This is a genomic window from Streptomyces sp. NPDC051569 (assembly GCF_044454085.1).
Classification (GTDB): Bacteria; Actinomycetota; Actinomycetes; order Streptomycetales; family Streptomycetaceae; genus Streptomyces.
In genome coordinates, this window is sequence record NZ_JBITDJ010000021.1 from 57,360 (window position 1) to 77,659 (window position 20,300).

General features: G+C 72.3%; 11 protein-coding genes. 3 read left to right on the forward strand and 8 right to left on the reverse strand.

The genetic code is table 11. The annotated features are described in order from the left end of the window. Position 1 precedes the first annotated feature (1 nt). From ACIBAE_RS24915 to ACIBAE_RS24950, 8 genes are all read right to left on the reverse strand, one after another. Positions 2-6,370 (reverse strand): SDR family NAD(P)-dependent oxidoreductase, encoded by a 6,369-nt coding sequence (locus tag ACIBAE_RS24915; protein ID WP_399289450.1) that lies wholly within the window; start codon positions 6,368-6,370, stop codon positions 2-4. 350 nt (positions 6,371-6,720) lie between these two features. Then, complete coding sequence (locus ACIBAE_RS24920) at positions 6,721-7,488, reverse strand: 2-oxo acid dehydrogenase subunit E2 (RefSeq protein WP_399289452.1); 768 nt, start codon at positions 7,486-7,488, stop codon at positions 6,721-6,723. Then, positions 7,485-7,763, reverse strand: coding sequence for an acyl carrier protein (locus tag ACIBAE_RS24925; RefSeq protein ID WP_399289454.1), 279 nt, complete (start codon positions 7,761-7,763; stop codon positions 7,485-7,487). Before ACIBAE_RS24925 ends, ACIBAE_RS24920 begins: the two co-directional genes overlap by 4 nt. Then, entirely contained in the window at positions 7,753-9,747 is a 1,995-nt protein-coding gene (locus tag ACIBAE_RS24930) for an HAD-IIIC family phosphatase (RefSeq protein ID WP_399289456.1), read from the reverse strand. The genes ACIBAE_RS24925 and ACIBAE_RS24930 overlap by 11 nt, the downstream gene beginning before the upstream one ends. Continuing rightward, positions 9,737-10,804, reverse strand: coding sequence for a 3-oxoacyl-ACP synthase III family protein (locus tag ACIBAE_RS24935; RefSeq protein WP_399289458.1), 1,068 nt, complete (start codon positions 10,802-10,804; stop codon positions 9,737-9,739). The genes ACIBAE_RS24930 and ACIBAE_RS24935 overlap by 11 nt, the downstream gene beginning before the upstream one ends. A 376-nt stretch (positions 10,805-11,180) precedes the next feature. Further along, the gene (locus ACIBAE_RS24940) at positions 11,181-12,215 is read right to left on the reverse strand and encodes a ketoacyl-ACP synthase III family protein (RefSeq protein ID WP_399289460.1); all 1,035 of its coding nucleotides are present in this window, start codon (positions 12,213-12,215) and stop codon (positions 11,181-11,183) included. A 259-nt stretch (positions 12,216-12,474) separates the two neighbouring features. Next, positions 12,475-13,746, reverse strand: coding sequence for an FAD-dependent monooxygenase (locus ACIBAE_RS24945; protein WP_399289462.1), 1,272 nt, complete (start codon positions 13,744-13,746; stop codon positions 12,475-12,477). A gap of 134 nt (positions 13,747-13,880) precedes the next feature. Continuing rightward, positions 13,881-16,145 (reverse strand): MMPL family transporter, encoded by a 2,265-nt coding sequence (locus tag ACIBAE_RS24950; RefSeq protein WP_399289464.1) that lies wholly within the window; start codon positions 16,143-16,145, stop codon positions 13,881-13,883. A gap of 370 nt (positions 16,146-16,515) precedes the next feature. On the opposite strand from ACIBAE_RS24950, the gene ACIBAE_RS24955 reads away from it, so the two are divergent. From ACIBAE_RS24955 to ACIBAE_RS24965, 3 genes are read left to right on the forward strand one after another with little or no spacing between them, the layout of a single operon-like run. After that, on the forward strand, positions 16,516-18,402 hold the full coding sequence (locus ACIBAE_RS24955) for an HAD-IIIC family phosphatase (RefSeq protein ID WP_399289561.1): 1,887 nt from the start codon (positions 16,516-16,518) through the stop codon (positions 18,400-18,402). Beyond that, positions 18,399-18,626, forward strand: a complete 228-nt coding sequence (locus tag ACIBAE_RS24960; RefSeq protein WP_399289466.1) for an acyl carrier protein — start codon at positions 18,399-18,401, stop codon at positions 18,624-18,626. Before ACIBAE_RS24955 ends, ACIBAE_RS24960 begins: the two co-directional genes overlap by 4 nt. A gap of 43 nt (positions 18,627-18,669) precedes the next feature. After that, on the forward strand, positions 18,670-20,205 hold the full coding sequence (locus ACIBAE_RS24965; RefSeq protein WP_399289468.1) for a DHA2 family efflux MFS transporter permease subunit: 1,536 nt from the start codon (positions 18,670-18,672) through the stop codon (positions 20,203-20,205). The last annotated feature ends 95 nt before the right edge of the window (positions 20,206-20,300 follow it).

Genomic DNA, 20,300 nt, shown 5'->3' on the forward strand with positions numbered 1-20,300 from the left:
TTCAGGAGGCGGAAGAGGCCGTGGACGCGGCAGGCGCCGGGGCCGCCGTGGACGCGGAGTCGAGCAGTCGCTCGCCCAGCACGCCCGACAGGGCGCGGGTGTTTCCGTAGGTCCACAGGAGGGTCGGCGACAACTGCAGGCCGAAGGCGGATTCCAGGCGGTTGCGCAGTTCGAGGCTCATCAGCGAGTCCAGGCCGAGCGACTTGAACGGCGTCTCCCGGTCGATCGCCTTCGGGTCCATGCGCATCACGCGCGCGGCGACCTCCCGCACCCTGCCCTCCACGAGGCTCTGGCGCGCGGTGTCGTCCGCGGCCTCGAAGAGCGAACGGAACTCGCCGCCCGCCGCCGCCGACGAGCCGCCCTCCTGGAGGGCGCGCCGCAGCAGGTGCCAGGACTTCTGCGCGGCGGTGTCCGGGTAGGCGTCGAACCACTGCCGCAGGTTGAGCGGCACGTATCCCACGACCTGCTGGTCCCGGCCGAGGAAGCGGACGAGCGCCGCCCAGGCGTCCTCGACGGGGAAGCTGTCCATGCCCCGGTCCGAGAGCCGGGCGCCCCGGCCGTCGTCCTCGGCGGCCAGGCCGATCTCGGCGAAGGGACCCCACTGCACGCTGAGGGCGGGGAAGCCGCGGCGTCTGCGCGCCTCGGCGAGGGTGTCCATGTACGCGTTGCCCGCCGCGTAGGCGGCCTGTCCCGTGTTGCCGACCAGGGCCGCGGCCGAGGAGAACATCACGAAGAAGTCGAGCGGGTCGTTGGCGGTGGCCGCGTCCAGGTGGCGCGCGCCGTCGACCTTGGGCGCCAGCACCCGTTCGATCTGCTCGGGACGTGCGTTGAGGACCGTGGCGTCGTCCAGCAGGCCGGCCGCGTGCACCACTCCGCGCAGCGGGGGCAGTTCGGTCCGCAGCCGGGTGAGCGTCTCGCGTACGGCGCTCTCGTCGGACACGTCGCACGCGTAGGTCTCGACCCGTACGCCCCGCTCGCGCAGTTCCCCGATGCGGGCGGCGGCGTCCGCCCCCGGCTGTGACCGGGAGACCAGCGCGAGGGCGCCCGCGCCCCGGTCGGCCAGGAACTCGGCGAGCGACAGGCCCAGCGCGCCGAGACCGCCGGTGAGCAGATAGCTGGCGTCGGCGCGGAAGCGGCCTCCCGGCATCGCTTCCGGCGCCACGCCCGCCACCGTGCCGGGCCCGGCGAGCACGAACTTGCCGATGTGGTTGCCGTGCGACATCTCGCGCAGCGCCTCCGCCGCGTCGGCGAAGGTGTACGGCAGCACCGGCAGCGGCTCGATCCTGCCGTCCGCCACCAGCTCCCAGACCTGGCCGAAGACCCGGGCGAACCGCTCGGGGCGACGGGTCATCAGGCCGGCCAGGTCCACGGCCGCGAAGCTGATGCCCTTCCTGAAGGCCGACAGGCTGATGTTCCTGGCCCCGTAGATGTCCTTCTTGCCGACCTCGATGAACCGGCCGTCCTCGGCCAGCGCGTCCAGCCCGAGCGGGATGGCCGCGCCGGTCAGCGAGTTGAGGACGACGTCCACGCCCTGGCCGCCCGTGGCGGCGCGCACGCCCTCCGCCCACGACAGGTTCCGGGAGTCGAAGACGTGCTCGATACCGAGTCCGCGCAGGTAGGCGCGCTTGTCCTCGCTGCCCGCCGTGGCGATGACCTCGGCGCCCAGCGCCTTGGCGATCTGGATCGCGGCGAGGCCGAGACCGCCGGTGCCGGAGTGGATGAGGACACGCTCGCCCGCCGTGAGGCGGCCCAGCTCGACCAGTCCGTACCAGGCCGTGCCCATGACCAGCGGCAGCGCCGCCGCGTCGGTGTCGTCGAGGGACTCCGGTACGGCCTGCGCGTGGGCGGCGAGCACCGTGACGTGCGAGGCGATGGCGCCCATGGCGCAGGCGACGACGCGGTCGCCGACGGCGAAGCCGGTGACACCCTCGCCGACGGCGCCGACCCGCCCCGCGCACTCGCCGCCGAGCAGCGACGCGGCGCCCGAGGGGTCGGGGTAGGTGCCCATGGCCTTCATGACGTCGATGAAGTTGAGCGCGGCGGCCGTGATCTCGATCTCGATCTCGCCGGGCCCGGGGGCGGTCCTGCTGAGCGGGCGGTAGACCAGCGAGTCCCAGAAGCCGGGCCGGTCGGAGCCGAGCCGGAACGGCTGGTCCGACGTACGCCAGGGAGCCGCGACGGTCTCGCTGTCGGAGGCCGGCCCGCCGCGTGTCAGGCGGCCCACGAGCCGTCGTCCGCCGCGCAGTGCCACCTGGTCCTCGCCGTCGCCGGTGAGCAGCTCGGCGGCGCACCCGGTGGCCGCCTCGCCCGGTGCCAGGTCGATGACCATCGGCCGCAGCTCGGAGTGCTCACGGCGCAGCACCCGGCTGAAGCCCCAGAACAGCGCGGCTCCGGGGTCGGGGCGGTCCTCGTCGTCCACGGCCTGTGCGGCGGTGGTGACGAGGGCGAAGCGCGGCGGTGCCGTGCGCTCGACGCAGGCCCGGATCACGGCGGGGAGGGTGACCAGCGCCCGGCGCTGTGCGGCCAGTCCGGCCCGCGCGTCCGGCGCGGCGAACACGACCCCGGTGATGTCCCCGGCCGACGCGAGCTGTCCGGCCCAGGTGTCGGTGTCGCCCTCGGCGAGCGTCACGGGCGCGCCGGCCGCGTGGAGTGCTTCGGCCAGTCCGGCCGAAGCGGTCGGGGCGCCGCAGACGAACCAGTGGCCGGGCGCGCTGGCCGCCTCGGGGCGCGGCTCCTCGCGGAACGCCAGGCGGTGCTCCCGCTCGCTGTCGTCCTGGGCGGGGCCGCCGGCCGCCAGCGGCGACAGCTCCAGCCCCTCCATGATCATCAGGGGTTCGCGGTCACCGGTGAAGAAGTACAGGTCGAACCGGTAGCCCGCGCGGCGCACCGCGTACGACCACAGGTCGAGGACCGGCTCGGCCATCTCGCGCAGCACGTGCACGCGGTGCACGGCGGTGGGCACCACCGTCTGCCCGTCCTCGCACAGTGCGAGGCACGCCTGGAGGGCGCCGTCCCACAGGGCGGGGTGCAGCGTGTGCGGGCGGGCACCGGCGCGGCACCGGTCGCTCAGCCGCACCTCGGCGAGCGCGGCGGTGTCGTGCGGGGCGGTGTCGTGCGAAGCGGTCTCCGGTGACGCGTCGTCCCGCGAGGTGCCCTCCGCGCCGGACGTCCCCGTGTACAGGCGCTGTACGCCCTGGAAGGCCGGGCCGTAGTGCAGTCCGCGAGCGGCGCAGGCCGCGTAGAACTCCTCGCCGCCGACCGGCTCGGCGTCGAGCAGGTGGGCCGGGAAGGCGACCGGGGCCGGCCGCTCGGGCCGCTGGGACGTGCGGGCGGTGGCGTGCACCGTCCACGCGGTCTCGCCCTCGGGCAGCGACAGCAGGGTGAAGGAGCCGCCCTCGGTGATGTCGTCGCGCCACAGGGCGCTCAGCCGCGCCGGCTCGTCGCCCAGGGTCAGGTCGCTGGTGAACGCGACGTCCGAGAGCGTGGCGGGCAGCACACCGTGCCGGGAGCGGGCCGCCCCCAGCGCGAGGGCCACCATCCCGGCGCCGGGCAGCACGACCGCGTCGTCGACCTTGTGGTCCTCCAGCCAGGGCATGGAGTCCACGGCGAGTTCGAGCGTCCCCTGCCAGGTGTCGTGCTCGGACGGCGCGGGCGTCAGGGCGAAGTCGAAGCCGTTACGGGGGACGGAGCGCCGGCTGCCGGTGTCGAGCCAGTACGAGGTGCGCTGCCACGGGTAGCCGGGCACGGGCGCGGACGCGTCGCGCGGCAGACCGCCGAACGGCGCGAGCCCCGACACGTAGGCGCGGGCGAAGGCCGTGGTGAGGTCGGCCGGTGAGCCGGCGTCACGGCGCAGCGAGGTCAGTACGGCGGGCTGGTCGTCGCGCAGGGCGGCGAGGCGCTCGATCGCCGGGGCGAGGACGGCGTGCGGGCTGATCTCCACCACATGGGTGATGCCCTCGTCGAAGAGGCCGCTCATGGCGTCGGCGAACAGCACCGGTCGGCGCAGGTTGTCCACCCAGTAACCGGCGTCCATCTCCGGTCCGGCCAGCTCGGCGACCCGTACCGTCGACATCAGCGGGATGGTGCCCCGCTTCGGGCCGACCGACGCGAGCGCCGCGAACAGGTCCTCCCTGAGCTCGTCCATCTGCGGGCTGTGCGAGGCGTAGTCGACGTTGACCATGCGGCAGAAGACGCCCTCCGCCTCCAGGATCTCCTTCAGCGCCTCCACCGCGTCGGTGTCACCGGACAGCACGCACGAGGTCGGTCCGTTGTTGACGGCGAGCGACACCAGCCCCTCGAACCCGTCCAGGGCCTGGTGGGCGGCGGCCACGTCCAGTTCGACGGCGAGCATCCGGCCGCGTCCCGAGGTCCGGGCGGCCAGCGCGCTGCGGCGGGCGATGATCAGCGCGCCGTCCTCGTACGACAGGATGCCGGCGACGGTCGCGGCGGTGACCTCGCCCTGGCTGTGCCCGATCACCACGTCGGGCTCGACGCCCGCCGCACGCCACATCTCGGCGATGCCCACGGAGACCGCCCACAGGGTCGGCTGCACCATGTCGTTGCGGGTGAGCCACGCGTCGCCCGCCTCGCCGGACACGATCTCGGCGAGGTCCCAGTCGACGTACGGCTCCAGCGCCTTGGCACACCGGTGGATCACCGACGCGAACACCGGCTTGTGCGCGTACAGCTCGCTGCCCATCCGGGCCCACTGCGAGCCCTGGCCGGGGAAGACGAAAGCGGTGCGGCCGCGGCCGCGGGCCCGCCCGGTCACCACCCCGGCGATCTCCTCCTCCGGGTCGGCGGCGAAGCGCCCGAGCGCGTCCGCGAGGCCGTCGGCGTCCTGGGCGACGAACGCGGCGCGGGCGGGGAAGCTGTCACGGCGCCAGGCGAGGGTGCCCGCGAGCGCGTCGACGGAGGACGTACCGCTCGCGACGAGCTCCCGGATGTCCTCGGCGCGCCGGCGCAGGGCCTCGTCGGTGTGACCCGACAGCGGCACCAGCACGGGGCCCGGCACGGCGGGCGTCCCGGCGGCGGGCGGCTCGGCGGCGGGCGTCCGCGCGGCGGGCGGACGCGGCCCGCGCGCGGCCTGCGGGGGCGCGCTCATCAGGACGGCGTGGCCGTTGGTGCCGCCCCAGCCGAAGGAGTTGACCCCCACGTAGATGTCGCCGTCGGGCAGGGGCAGCGGTTCCCGTACGACCGCCACGTTGAGCTCGTCGAACGGGATCTCCGGGTTCAGCTCGTCGGCGTGCAGGCTCGGCGGTACGACGCGGTGTTCGAGGGACAGCACCGCCTTGAAGAGCCCGGCCATGCCGGAAGCGGGCTCCAGGTGACCGATGTTCGACTTCACCGAGCCGACCGCGATCGGCCCGGCGCCGCTGCTGCGGCCCTGTCCGATGACCCGGCCGATGGCGCCGGCCTCGACCGGGTCGCCGCGCCGGGTGCCGGTGCCGTGCGCCTCGACGTAGGCGAGCTTGTCCAGCGGAATGCCCCCGGCGGTGTACGCCGTGCGCAGCAGGTCCTCCTGCGCGCCCGTACGGGGGGTCACCAGGCTCTCGCCGCCGCCGTCGTTGTTCACCACGGTCCGCACGATGACGGCGTGGACCTGGTCGCCGTCCGCCAGCGCCCGCTCCAGGGTCTTCAGGTACAGGGCGGCGACGCCCTCACCGCGTACGAAGCCGTTGGCGGCCGCGCTGAACGCGGCGCAGCGGCCGTCCGGGGACAGGCCGCCGAAGTGGGTGAGGCCGATCGACACGTCCGGGGACAGCATCAGGTTGACGCCGCCGACGACCGCCCCTTCGATCTCGCCGTTGCGCAGGGCCTGGGTCGCCAGGTGCAGCGCCACCATGGAGGACGAGCAGCCGGTGGCGACGGTCAGGCTCGGACCGGTGAACCGCATGAAGTACGAGAGGCGGGCGGCGATCACGTCGAGTGCCTGGCCGACGGAGCTGCGCTCGGTGGCACCGCTGCCGGCGTCCTTGCGTACCAGCTCGTAGTCGTGCCACTGCGCGCCCACGTAGACACCGGTACGGGAACCCCGCAGGTCCTCCGCCCGCATGCCGGAGTCCTCCAGGGCCCGCCAGCCGGCCTCCAGCATGAGCCGCTGCTGCGGGTCGATGTCCTCGACCTCACGCGGCGAGATACCGAAGAACAGCGGGTCGAACTGGTCGACGTCCTCCAGGAAACCGCCGACCGCCTGGACCTGCTTCTCCGGGTCCAGCTGCGACTCGGCGTCCCAGCGCTCGGACGGCACGGGGCGGATCGCGTTGCCGCGGTCCATCATCAGCTTCCACAGGCTCTCGGTGTCAGGAGCGCCTGGGAAGCGCCCTGCCATGCCGACGATGGCGATGAGTTCCGCTGGGTCGTGGTTCATTTCGTCCGCGTCCATGTCTACCTCGGGTGAGAGCGGTCGGCAGGGGAGGGGTGGGTGCGCGGCTCGCCGCGGCCGTGGCCGCCGGCATGGCGGGCCGGCCGGTTCGCCCGGCGTGGCGCGGCGGCTCGCTGAGAAGGAGCACCCGGTTCTGCTTCAGATGGTTCGGTGATCCGTGGACGGCGTCGGCGGCGCTCACGGTGTGCCGGGCTTCGGCCGCGCGGGACGGCCGTGACGGCCGCCGACGACGGCGGTGCGCGGCGGTCGCGGTGCGCGGCCGCCGGGCGGCGGAAGGCCGGGGGCACCCGGTGCCCGGCGGCCGGAGCCGGGCCGGGTCCGCCCCGGCCGGCCCGTCATGACATGTCGTTCGCTTCCAGCTCTTCCAGCCGCTTCTTCACCCGCGCCAGCACCTCCGACGCGAGGGCGCCGTCGACCACCCGGTGGTCGAAGGCGAGCGACAGCGTGAACTGCGGGGCGATCCGCACCTCGCCGTCGCGGACCACCGGAGTGTCCGCGATACGGCCCATGCCGAAACCGAGGGTCCCGTAGATCATCGGGAAGATGGCCCGCACCGGCTCGTGGCCGACCGAGGTGACCGAGAAGGTCCCCTGGAGCGAGGCGCGGCGGACCGCGTCACGCATCGCGATCCGGAAGACGAGGCGGGCGAGGGCCAGCGGCAGCCGCTGCACGCGCAGCGCCTGCGAGAACGGCCCCTCGTCGTCGACCTCGGCGTCCTTGTAGGTGTCGACGGCGTCCTGCACGTCGAGCACGGACAGCTTCTGCGCGGCCCTGACGGTGCCGGCGACGACGCAGCGTTCGCCGTCGACCGTCTTGTCGAAGAGCACTTTCACGTCCACGTCGTCCAGCTCGGCGAGCCGGGGCCGCAGGGCGCTTCCCTGGAGCACCGACCGGGCCGGCGGGTACTCCGCCACCACGTCGGCGGCCGCCTTGACCACGAGGCTGACATAGCTGAGCTTGCCGCCGCTCGCGGTACGCGCCTGCCGCATCCGGGTGGCGTCGACATCCGCCATGAGGTGGACGTGGGCGGTCTCGCGCGCCGCGTGGAGGAAGGTCAGGGTGCCCCGCCGGGCGGCCGGGAAGGACCGGGTGACGGCGCTCATGCCGTGCTCCCCGCGGGGTTCGCCGGGGTCGCGCTGTTCGCGGGAGTACCGGTCTCCGCGACGACCGCCGACAGATCGGCCAGCGAGACGGCTCGCATGAACCGGTCGTAGTCGAGCGAACCGCCCACCTCACGCTCCAGGTAGACCAGGATCCGCATCTGGTTCACGGAGTCCCATCCCTCGATATCGGCCAGCGGCGTGCTCATGGCCAGGTCGTCGGTCTCCAGGTCGAGCAGCTGCCCGACGACTTCGGCGACGATGTGGTCAGCGGACATGGAAGGCTCCCTGGTCATCGGTGACCCCGATCCATCGGGGCAGCTCGGCGATCGCGGTCAGGTCGTGCCGCCACGACTCGGAGCGCGCATCGCCCTGTTCGAGCACGGGCTCGGGTACGGGGGCGGGCTCGGGTACGGGTACGGGGGCGGGCGCGAATCCCAGGCCCCGGTAGAAATCGGCGAACTTGGCGTTCTTCGCGCTCCGCGTGAAGCGGGCGGTCACGGCGGGCGCTCCGTGTGCCCGCGCGGAGCGGAGCACCAGGCCGGCGATGGCGCCCTCGACATCGCGCGAGAAGACCCGGCAGCTGAGGACGAAGTTCTCGATCGACCAGGCGCCGTCGTCCTCCTCGGCGAGGGCGAGCGCGGCGATCAGTCCGTTGTCGCCGTAGCGGTCGGTGAGCCGGGCCGCGAAGAACGCGCCGGTGCCGTCCGCGCGGCGCTCGGCGACCTCGTCCTCGCTGTAGCGCCGCCCGGTCAGGTTGAACTGGTTGGTCTTGCCGAAGAGCTGCACGATCCGCGCGGTGTTCAGCGGCCCGGCCGGTTCGACGGTCAGCTCGGAGCCCAGCGCGTCGAGATAGTCCTCCAGGTTCCCGGCCGTGCTCTCCAGCTCCGTACGCCGCGCCCGCGCCTGGTACATCCGGGTGCGGCCACGGTCCTCGTCCGTCACCTTCAGCAGGTTGAAGTCCCCCCGCGCGGCGATCAGGGAGGCGTACACCGCGGGATCCGAGGGCAGTTCGACGGTGGTGACCTGCGGCAGCAGCTCACGCATCAGACCGCGTTCGACCGGGTTGTCGTCGGCGAAGACCATCGCGTCCAGACCGATGTTGAGCTCGGCCGCCAGCTCCCGGAGATTGTCCGGCTTGGGGTTCCAGTTGGCGCGGAAGCCCACGAAGGACGACAGGTCCAGCAGCATCTCGGGATGCGTGGCGAATGCCTCACGGGCGATCTCGTCGTCGTTCTTCGACGCCACCGACAGCATGACGCCCTGCCGCATCAGGTCCCGCGCGAGCGACTGGAGTTCCAGGTGCGCCGAGCCGGGGTAGGCGCCGCCCAGCCGCAGCGCGCCGACTCCGTCGTCCCCGACGACCCCGCCCCACAGGGTGTTGTCGAGATCGAGGACGAGGCACTTGGCCGTCCGCCCGAGATCCGCGCGGGCCACCCGGGCCAGCTCCTCGGCGTACGCCCGCAGGAATTCCGGGGCGTACACATGCGCGGCGACGTGCCGCATGCGCTCGCTGCCGAAGGTGACCCCGGCGTGCTCCGCGATCCCCGCGTGCGACAGGACGACCGTCCCGGGCTGTCCGGTGGCGAGATCCAGGATCGCGGCGTTCATCCGGTGCCACGCGGCTTCCAGCCGCGCCTTGGTGCGGTAGTCGACGATCCGGTCGCGGCGCAGCGGGCTCAGCGGCACGGTGCACAGGACGGTGAGGCCGCCGAGCGTCTCGCGGCTCGCCCGTGTCCACTGGGCGAGTTCCTCGGGGAACACCGCGCAGCGGGCCTCGACCTCGGCGATGTCGAGCGGGTCCGCCACGCCTTCGAAGACCGCGCTGTCGTCCAGGAGGCAGGCGGCGACCCGGGGGTCGAGATCTCTCAGGTCCGGGGCGCCGGCCAGGATCTGGAAACGCCACTGGTTGAATCCGGCGAGGCGGATCTCCGGCAGCACGCCGTCACGGATCAGGGCGGCGGTGAGCAGGTGGGGCAGCGAGTCCATCGTCGAGCTGCCCAGCAGGGCGATCCGCTGCTCGGCGAACTCACCGGAGACGGCGAGCTGTTCACGCTGGGTCCGGCCGCCGAGGACGGCGCCGGCGGACTCCAGGTCGAGTACGTCGTCGACCTGTCCCAGCAGGGCCCGTACGGTACGGGCCTGGCCCGCGAGCCCCTGGCGCTTCAGCGCGCGCAGCTGCTTGAGCGGTGTCTCCGGGCGGCCGGGGGCCGCCGTGACGCCCGGTTCGCGGGTACGGGCGGCGGGGCTGTCAAGAGACATCCCGGGCCTCCTCGGCCTGGTGACGCAGGGCCAGCCCGGAGATGATCCACTTGGACGACTCGATGGCGACCGCCAGCATGCGGCCGCCGACGCCCACACCGGATTCGATGCGCCGGGCCGCCCGGTGCAGCTGGATGAGCGGCAGCGCGTTGCCGTTGTTGCCGGTGTCGGCGACGCAGGAGACCGCCTGCTCGGCCGTGACTCCCATGCGCTCGCGGATCTTCTCCGACATCAGGCCGTTCAGCTGCGGCGCGAGGACGTGTTCGACCTCGCCGAGCTGCCAGCCGGTGGCCGCGACCAGTTCGTCCAGGACCGTGCAGGCCATGCCGGGGACGTGCTCCGCGATCGCCTTGTAGTCCTCTTCGCCCATGGACTCGCGGACCGGCGTGCCACCGGGGCCCTCGATCATCGGGGCGCCGTCCGCGCCGTACCAGCGCACCAGCTGGGCGGGCGCCCGGTCCTTGCCCACGGTGCGCAGCACGATGTGGTCCACGACCAGGCCGGGTCCCTCGTCGTCGGCGTCGACGACCGTCGCGCCCGCTCCGTCGCCGAACAGCGCGAAACCGGCCAGCTCGGCGGGGCTGATCCGCTGGGAGTCGTGCTGGGCGGGCCACAGCTTCACGACCGAGTCGGCACCGATGACCAGACCGCGGCGCAGGCCGCCGGCCAGCAGCGCCCGCGCGGTGTAGAGGGCGGTCAGCGCCCCGGCGCAGCCCGACGTGAGCTGGAAGGTGGGGAGGTCGTTGAGGCCCAGACGGTCGGCGACCGTGTTGACGGTCGCGGGCATCAGAAAGTCGGGCGAGCCGGTGGCGAGGATGACGAAGTCGAGCGTCGCCGGGTCGATCCCGGCGGCGGCGATGGCCCGCTTGCCCGCTTCGGTGGCCAGGTCCCCGGTGTTCTTGGGCACACCGTCGGGGCTGTTCACGTCACAGAAGTAACGGCCGCGGTTGCCGGTCATCCGGTCGAGCCACTTCTCGTGCAGACCGAAGCGCTCTGCCATGTCCCGGTTGGTGACCGGTTCGCCCGGCAGCACTTCGCTGAGGCCGATGAGTCTCACAGCGTCGAGTTCCTTACGTAGCAGTCGGCAGGTTTCCGGTGTGTGGACGAACCCCCCGCTCGGCGGGATCTGCTGGGGGTGAAGCTAGAAAGGCGCCCTTGGGCCCCGCTTAACGCGGGCGTCCCGGGCGGGGGCATCCGCACAAGGACCGTTTAAGAGGCGGGCCCGGCGGGCCTGGTGGGCGGCGGAGGCGGGCCCGGCGGGGCGGCGAAGGTGGCCGGTGCGGCTCCCCCTCGGCGTGGGCGCAAGCGCCCTCCGCAACGGGGCAGCGCCCTCCGCGACAGGCGCGGAGGGCGCTGCGAGGCTCAGGCCCTGTCCGGGCCCCTGTCCGGTGGATCTTCGCGGGCCGAAGTCCGCCGGGCAGGACCTGGCGCTCCTACCACTTCGGGGGTTCGAGCACCTCCAGGACCATGACGGTCCACATGAAGCCGAGGCCCACGCCGACGGCGACGATCAGGTCCCCGGCCTGGGGCTTGCCCGTTTCGAAGAGACGGTTGAGGCCGATGAGGTGGTCGCCACCGCCCATGTGGCCGTAGTCCAGGCCCCAGTCGTACGTGGTGTTGGCCCGGTCGAGGCCCAGGGGCTGGTAGAAGCCCCATTCGGCCATCATCTGCGACACGTTGGCGTGGATGAACCACTGCGTGTCCGCCAGCTTGGTGTCGGCGTCGTCAAGAGCCTCCTGCAGCGTCTTGTTGAAGTTCTCGCCGATACGCTGCATGGCCTCGTCGTAGGCGTCCTCGTTGCGCGACAGCCATTCGTGCTTGCGGCTGTTGAGGTCGACGGGCTTGCCACTCTCGAACGGTGTCCGCGTCCACGCCGAGCCCCGGTACAGGGCTTCCAGGGAGGCGTCCGAAAGGCTGGCCGTCGACCGGACGCGGGCGAAGCCGGCGCGCGAGGAGAGGACGATGGCGCCCGCGCCGTCGCCGTACACCGTCTGGTCGTCGCTGGCCCAGCGGTCCACGTAGGGCAGCTTGAAGGTGTCACCGGTGGTGACGAGCGCCGCCGTCACGTCCGGACGGCTGGTCACATAGGAGGCGGCGAGCTCGACGCCGGCCAGACCGCCGTTGGAGCCCTGGCTCATCTCGATGGCCGCGCCGCGCCCTCCGACGGTCTCGTGCTGCACGTAGTGCGCCGGGGTCCAGAAGTCCTGGCCCTGGTATCCCATGCCGCCGTGCAGGACGAGGCCGAACTCCTCGTGGCCGTGGCCCGAGCGGGCCACCGCGTCGCGGCCCGCCGCCGCGGCCATGACCGGACCCGGCTCGTCGGGGCCGGCGACGCGGACGGCGCGGATGCCGTTCGCCTCGGCGCGCTCGGCGTCGTAGAGCCCGGCGGCCACGGCCTCCGCCGCGGTCTGCTCCTGCTCCGGCAGGTACGCCCCGAGCCCGGCGACGTACAGATTGGTCCAACGCACGGCGTCTCCCAAGATCTAAGAACTGTGTGGGTGAAACGGAAGGGGGTGATGCGGAAGTGGGTGTGACGAAAGTGGCCGAGGGCCAGGGCGCGTTGCGAAAGTCCCGCCTGGCTCGCGACGCCTGGCACGCACACTCGCCGCGTTGTCGGAGTCGTCCACGTACGTCCAGTACGAGGACGATCCTCCGCCTTGCGATGGCACGCACCGGACGCCGTGAGCCCCACCCTTCGGGCGGACGGCGCTACTTTCGCGACCCGCCCTAAAGGGCTTCTTGCGGCTGCGGCCGGGCCGGGGACTTCGGCTGCGGGACGTGCAGGTCGACCGGGTCGATCGGGTGCGGGGCGTTGATCACCTTCCCGAACACGGCGTACTTCACGGGCAGCCGGTCCAGGGCCCGGAACCGCAGCCGTCGCAGCAGGACCTTGGCCGGCGACCGCTGGGCCAGCGCCACCTCCTGCATGCGCTGGAAGCGGGTCACCCGCTTCTTGTGCTTGCGGCGGGTCTCCACGAACTCCGTGAACTCACCGGCCGCCACGGAGCCGCCGGGACCGGACTTCTCCAGCGCGCGGGCGATGACCGGGGCGACGCAGACGGTGTCCTGGATGGCGAGGTTGACCCCCTGGCCCAGGATCGGGGTGCAGGTGTGCGAGGCGTCCCCGATGAGGATCAGACCGTCGCGGGCCCACTGGTCCACCTCGGCGGTGAAGATCTCCAGGAACCCGGTGTCGTCCCACGAGTGCAGGTGATCGTCGAGCAGCGGCTTCAGCCGGGGGTCGATGGCCGCGATGCCGTCCCGGAAGGCGTCGAAGCCCGCCTTGCGCAGCTCGCCGAGCCCGCGCTTGGGCAGGTTGTGGCCGATCCGCAGGAAGTCCGGGAAGGTCGGCAGCACCACGAGGTGCTTGTCCCGGTCGACGACGAGCTGCGCGCTGTCCCCCCAGTCCGCGGGGCGGGGCAGCTTGAACGACAGGAAGTCGCGCTCCATGGCCTGCACCCGGGCGTCCAGCCCGGCCTCCTTGCGGACCTTGGAGAAACGCCCGTCCGCGCCGACCACCAGCCGGGCCCGCACCTCGACCCGCGAGCCGTCCTTCTGCTTGAGGACCGCGCCACGGATGACGCCGTCCTCCTCCACCAGGCCGGTGCAGCTGGTGCTGTACGCGTAGGTGAAGCCCGGCAGGTCCCGGGCCGCGTCGATGAAGATGCCGATCAGGGCGGGCTGCGGGATGTCGATCGGCAGGGTGCCGATGCTGAAGCGGCCGTAGTCGACGGAGAAGACCTCGTGTCCCTCCATGCGCATGGAGACGGCGGACGTCTCCAGGTAACCGTGCTCGCTGATCGCGGGACCGAAACCGAGCTTGCGCAGGGTGACGACCGACGGGGCGGCGAGGGTCTCGCCGCGGAAGTCACGGTCGAGGTGCGTCTGCTTCTCGGCGACCAGCACGTTGATGCCGCGCCGGGCCAGCAGGACGCCGAGCAGCGCGCCGGCCGGCCCGCCGCCGACGATCAGGACATCTGTCTCGGTCGGGATGGTCATGAGCAACTCCCAGGGCTCTGAGGCGGCCTGACGGGCGCGGACGCCTGGAGGCCGTTTCTGGTACGGGGGATGAAGAGGGGGGAGGTGTGGAGAGGTGGAGGTGGGGTGGGGCCGGGTGGGACGGAGCGGACGGGTCAGAGCCGTACGGTCTCCTGGCCCTGGCTCAGGTCCTGGCCCTGGACCTGTCCGGCGCCGCGCGCCGGGCCGGGGTCCGCGGAGAGGTCGCCTACCTCGCCGTGCGAGAGGTCGGGCAGCTTCCGCAGCCATCCGGGCATGATCCAGTTGCGGTCGCCGAGCAGCGCCATGACCGCCGGGAGCAGCACCCCGCGGATGACCGTGGCGTCGATGAGCACGGCCACGGCCAGACCCACGCCGATCTGCTTCATCGACACCACCGAGAGCGTCCCGAAGATCGCGAAGACGCCGACCATGATCACGGCGGCGCTGGTGACCACCCCCGCCGTGCTGGAGATCCCCCGGGCGATGGCGTCGCGCGTGCTCAGACCCCGGTCATGGCCTTCCTTGATCCGGGAGACCACGAAGACGTGGTAGTCCATGCTCAGCCCGAAGAGGATGACGAACAGGAACAGCGGCATCCAGGAGGCGACGGCGCCGACCTTGTACGTCCCCAGCAGCGAGGCGCCCACGCCGTGCTGGAAGACCAGCGTCAGCACGCCGTAGGCGGCGCCGACCGAGAGCAGGTTGAGGACCACGGCGGTCAGCGCGATGACCACGGAGCGGAAGGAGAGGAGCATCAGCACGAAGCACAGTGCCAGCACGAAGCCGAAGACGGGCAGGGCGCTGCCGGACAGCTGATCGCTGAAGTCCGCCGACATCGCCGTGGTACCGGTCACCGCCGCCTCGGCGCCGGACACCGCCCCGAGGGTGCGCGGGACGACCGTACGCAGCGCGTCGAGGGCCCGCGTGCTCGTCTCGTCGGTGCCCGACCCGGGAAGCGACACGTCGATGACCGCGACGGACCGCTCGGCGTGCACGGTCACCGTGACCGGCTCGAACACCTGCTTGGTCGCGAGTGCCTGGCGCTTGAAGTCGGTCACGGCCGCGCGCATCGCGGGGCCGTCGATGTCCTTGGCCCTGACCACCACGCGCGCCGGAAGCGGGTTGCCGGGGAAGGCGTGCGCGATCCGCTGCCCGGTCAGGACGACCGGGTTGTCGCGCGGCAGTTCCTGGGCGGGGGTCAGCTGCGCGGTGCGCATACCGATCAGGGGAGCGGCCAGGGCCAGCAGCACCACGGTGGACAGCGCCGCCGCGATCACGGGCCGGTCCAGCACCCGGCCGAGCACGGCACGCCACAGGCGGCTGCCGGACTCGCCGTCGCCGGTCCGCTTGCGGCCCAGCAGCGGGATACGGCCCTTCGCGACCCGGTCCCCGAGCATCGACAGCAGCGCGGGCAGCACGGTCACCGAGCCGAGGACGGCCACGACGACGACCAGGATGGCGGCCATGCCCATCGCCTTGAAGGTGGCGATGCCGGTGAGGAACATGCCGGCCAGCGCGACGATCACGGTGAGACCGGAGACCAGGACCGAGTGGCCGGAGGTGGCGGCGGCGATCCGCAGCGCCGTACCGGCGTCGCGCCCGGCGGCCCGCTCCTCCCGTTCGCGGCGCAGGTAGAACAGGCAGTAGTCGACACCGACCGCGAGACCGACCAGCAGCATCACCGAGGCGGCGTTGTCGTCGGTGGGGATCAGGTGGCTGCTCAGGGCGAGCAGACCGAACGCGCCCACGAACGCCGTGACGGCCAGTACGACCGGCAGCACGGCGGCGACCACGGCACCGAAGACGACCAGCAGGATGCCCAGGGCGAGCGGCACGGCGGAGTACTCGGCGCGCGCGAAGTCGTCGGCGAAGATGTCGCCGAAGTTCTTCTTCGCCCCGGCCTCGCCGAACTCCTCGACGCGCAGCTCCTTGTGCGCCCGCTGCGTCGCCGCGACGGCGTCGAGCACCGGCTGGACGCGGTCCGCGGCGGTGTTCCGGTCCCCGGTCACCACGAAGTCGATCAGAGCGGAACGCTTGTCGGGGGAGATCGCCCCGGTGTCGTACGGGCTGTGGACGTCGGCCACCTGGTGGGTGGCCCGCAGCGCGCTGACGGTGTCGGCGACCGCTGCCGTGAAGCGCGGGTCCGTGACGGTGAACGACTCGCTCTGGACGAGGACCGATTCGGCGGCCGGCTGCTGGATACCGGCCTGGTCGAGGATCCTGGCGGCGCGCCCCGACTCTCCCACCCCGTTGTCCGCGTCCGTGGTCTTGACGGTGCCCGTCATGGTGCCGATGGCGGTGGCGAGCACGACGAAGAGCAGCCAGCCGAAGACGGCCGTCCTGCGGTTTCGGGCACTCCAGTCGCCGATGGCGACGGCGAGCCCGGGCCTGGTGGTCACGGTTTCCTCCTGTGGGGGATCGCGGCGGATGCGCGGCCGCGGGACGGGTGGTCGTTCGGGATGCCGGGTGGGGAACACCGTCCGAGACGCGCTCCCCGGGGAGAAGGCGTCCGGGCACCGGTACGGCTTCGCGTGCCGCCGCGCCAGGTGCCTCGCTCCCTCTTCCGGAGCGCCCCGACCCGCGGTCGGCGGCGCACCCGGAGACTCGCGGGCCGACCTTAAGGACAGCTTTAGCGCCCGGATGCACCGTCGGGTCGGTCCGCGGCACGTTCCGTCCGGCGGATCCCCGCCCGGTGCCGTTCGACCCCGGGCAAGACCAAGGGAGACACCCGTGACAGCAGCCGAGAACACAGCGACCGCGCAGCCGCCCATGGACCGGCTGCGGGCGCTGTTCAACGAGGGACGCCTGGTGAAGGAGTTCCGTGCGGCGGCCGGCCCGCTGTCCGAACTCGCCGCCGGCGAGCGCGCCGCCGTCGACCTGGTACGCGCCGGCCAGCTGCTCTCCCGCCTCGACACCGAGGAGGTGCTGCGCGCCGCCGAGGTCGACGGGACCCCCCTGGACACGATGACCGTGGCCATCACCGGGCACTGCACGCTGGGCACCCTGGTCGCCCCGCTCACCGCCGAGTTCGCCCGCCACGGCGTCGTACTGAACGCCCGTACCGGCGACTTCGACGCGTACCTGCGCGACCTGCGCGACCCCGGCAGCGACCTGTACGCCCCCGACGTCGACCTCGCACTGTGCGTCCTCGACGCCCAGGCGGTCTTCGACGAGCTGCCGCAGGTCTGGACGGCGCAGGACGCCGCACGCGTCGCCACGGCCAAGCTGGCCCAGCTCGACCAGCTCGCCGGTGCCTACACCGGGAGCGCTAACGCCACCCTCGTGCTCAACACCGTGCCGCTGCTCCGCACCCACACCCACCAGCTGATCGACCACCGCTCCCGTACCGCGCTCGCCATCGCCTGGCGGGAGTTCAACATCGGTCTGCTGCGGCTCTCGGAGAAGTACGCCCGGGTCGTCACCCTGGACATGGAACCGCTGGTCGCCGCCGGCGGGCCGGTCAACGAGCCGCGCATGGCCTCGTACGCCAAGGCCAACCTCGGCGACGAACTGCTCGCCCGCTACGCCCGCGAGGTCGGCCACCTGGCCAGGACGCTGCGCGGCCGGGCCAAGAAGGTCCTGGTCGTCGACGCGGACAACACCCTGTGGGACGGCATCCTCGGCGACGACGGAGCGGACGGCATCTCGGCGGCCACCACCTTCCGCGGCGAGGCGTTCGGCAACTTCCAGCGCGTCGTCAAGCAGATCGGCGCGCAGGGCGTGCTGCTCGCGGTGAGCAGCAAGAACGACCAGGAGCCCGTCCTGGCCGTGCTGCGCGACCACCCCGACATGGTGCTCCGGGAGAGCGACTTCTCCCGGGTGAACGCCAACTGGAGTCCCAAGGACGCCAACCTCAAGGACATCGCCGAGAAGCTCAACTTCGGTGTGGACAGCTTCGTCTTCGCCGACGACTCGCCCGTCGAGTACGGACTCGTCTCCAGCAGCCTGCCCCAGGTCGCCGTGGTGCGCCTGGACGACGAGCCGGCCCTGCACATCGAGCGGCTGCTCGCGGACGGCTGGTTCGACATCCTCGAACTGACCGCCGAGGACCGGGACCGGGCCGTCCAGTACCACACGGAGGCGGCGCGGGCCGAGCTCCTGGAGAGCGCCAGCTCCCTGGACGACTACCTCCTCCAGCTCGGCGTCACCGTCACGGTGAACCGGGTGCGGGAGCACGAGATCCCGCGCGTCGCCCAGCTGTCCCTGCGCACCAACCAGTTCAACCTGACCACGGTCCGGCTCCAGCCCGACGACGTGAAGTCAGCGGCCGAGGACCCGGACCAGCTCGTGCTGTCCATCCGCTCGGCCGACAGCTTCGGCGACAACGGCGTGGTCGGCGCGGTGTTCGCGCACCGCGCGGACGACGGCCTCCACATCGACAACATGCTGCTGAGCTGCCGCGTCTTCGCGCGCGGCATCGAACAGGCCACGCTGGCCGCCGTGCTGGAGCACGCGCGGGACAACGGCCTCCCCGCGGTGCACGGGAGCTACCGCCCCACCGCCAAGAACAAGAAGGTCCGCGACTTCTACCCGTCGCTGGGGTTCCGTCCGACCGGTGACGACGAGACGAACCTGACCTTCCTGCACGACCTGGCGGAACTGCCCGCCGTACCCGGACACCTTCACCTCACCGCCGACCTGGAGACACGATCATGATCACCGAAGAAGACTTCATCCGCCTCGTCCGTGACGAACTGGCCCTGCCGCTCGGTGGCAAGGACCTCGACAGCGACCTCGACGGCGTCGTGAGCTGGGACTCCCTGCACATGCTGCGCCTGGTCATGGCGGTCGAGCGGGAGACCGGACGGCGCATTCCCGTGGGCCGGCTGCTGGAGGACCGCAGTCTGCGGGCCATCTACACCCGGGTCGCGGCGGCCTGACCACCCACCCCACTCGACCATCCATGAAGACTGAGGAGCAATCGTGAGCAGCAGCGGCAATACGGCGGCCGAGGACGGCGCGTCGGGGGCGTCCGGCGCCCCGCCCGCGCACAGCCGGCGCTGGTGGGTGCTGATCGTCGTCTCGCTGGCCCAGTTCATGGTCGGGCTCGACGCCACGGTCGTCAACGTGATGACCACCGAACTCCAGCGGTCGTTCGGGATGTCGGCCACCGGCCTCCAGTGGGTCATGAGCGTCTACGTCCTGCTGTTCGGCGGCCTGATGCTGCTCGGCGGCCGGCTCACCGACGTCATCGGACGCCGCACCGTGCTGCTGGCCGGCATGGCCCTGTTCACCGTCGGATCCGTGGTGGCCGGCGCCGCCCAGAGCGAGTCCCAGCTGCTGTGGGCCCGCGCCCTCCAGGGCGTCGCGGCGGCCGCGGCCTCCCCGGCGGCGCTGTCCATCGTGGTCACCAGCTTCCCCGACGCCAAGGAGCGCACCAAGGCGTTCGGTATCTGGGGCTCCATCATCGGCATCGGCGCCGCCTGCGGCACGCTGCTCGGTGGAGCGATCATCAACGTCGGCTGGCGCTGGGCCTTCTACATCAACATCCCCGTCGGCGTGCTGGTCATCGTCGCGGCCCTGGTCCTGATCCCCGGCGGCGCCCCCGCCGGACCCCGGCCCAAGTCCGACATCCCCGGCGCCGTGACCTCCACGCTCGGCCTGCTCTCGCTGGTCTACGGGATCACCAGCACCACCACCCGGGGCTGGGGCGACCCGGTCACGCTCGGTTCGTTCGCCGCGGCGATCGTGCTGCTGGCCCTCTTCCTCCGGGTGGAGAGCCGTACGGAGGCGCCCCTGGTGCCGCTCCGGCTGTTCCGCAAGCGCGGTGTGGTGGCGGGCAGTCTCGGGCAGTTCGTCACGGCGGGCATCATGCTGCCGTCGTTCTTCCTGCTCCCGCTCTACATGCAGACCGTCCTCCACTACAGCCCCCTGGAGACGGGTCTCGCGTACATCCCGACCAGCCTGGCGATGATGATCTTCGCGCCGCTCATCTCCCAGCTGATCCCGAAGGTCGGGCCGCTGGCCCTGTACGTCTTCGGGACCGTGCTGCTGGCCGTGATGATCGGGCTGATGCTGGGCAGCGGCACCGAGGGCAGTTACTGGACCCTCCTCATGCCGGTGACCGCCCTGCTCGGGATCGGCCTCCTCTGCTGCCTGATCCCGACCCCGACCGTGGGCACCTCACAGGCCACCGAGGAGGACGCGGGCACGACATCGGCGCTGCTCAACGCCTCGACGGAGATCGGCGGCGCGCTCGGTCTCGCGGTGGCGGCCACCGTGGTGCAGTCCCGGACCGCGTATCTGACGGCACACGGCACCGACCCGGTGGAGGCGTTCAACGAGGCGCTGCACAGCGGGTTCGCCGTGCTGTTCGTCTGGGCGGGGCTCAGCCTGGTCGTCGGCCTGGTCGGCTTCCGCGGTATGAAGCCGGGGCAGGACGAGCCGGGACAGGACACCGGCGGGCAGGACGGTGGCAAGGCGACCGGCACGGCCGTGCCGGCGACCGCCGACGCCTGACCGTCCCACCTCGACCGGCCCGCCGTGACGCCGCTTCGGCGATCATGAGGCCGGCTGTATCGCGCACGCCTGTCCGGGGCCGTCGTCCCGGGCGG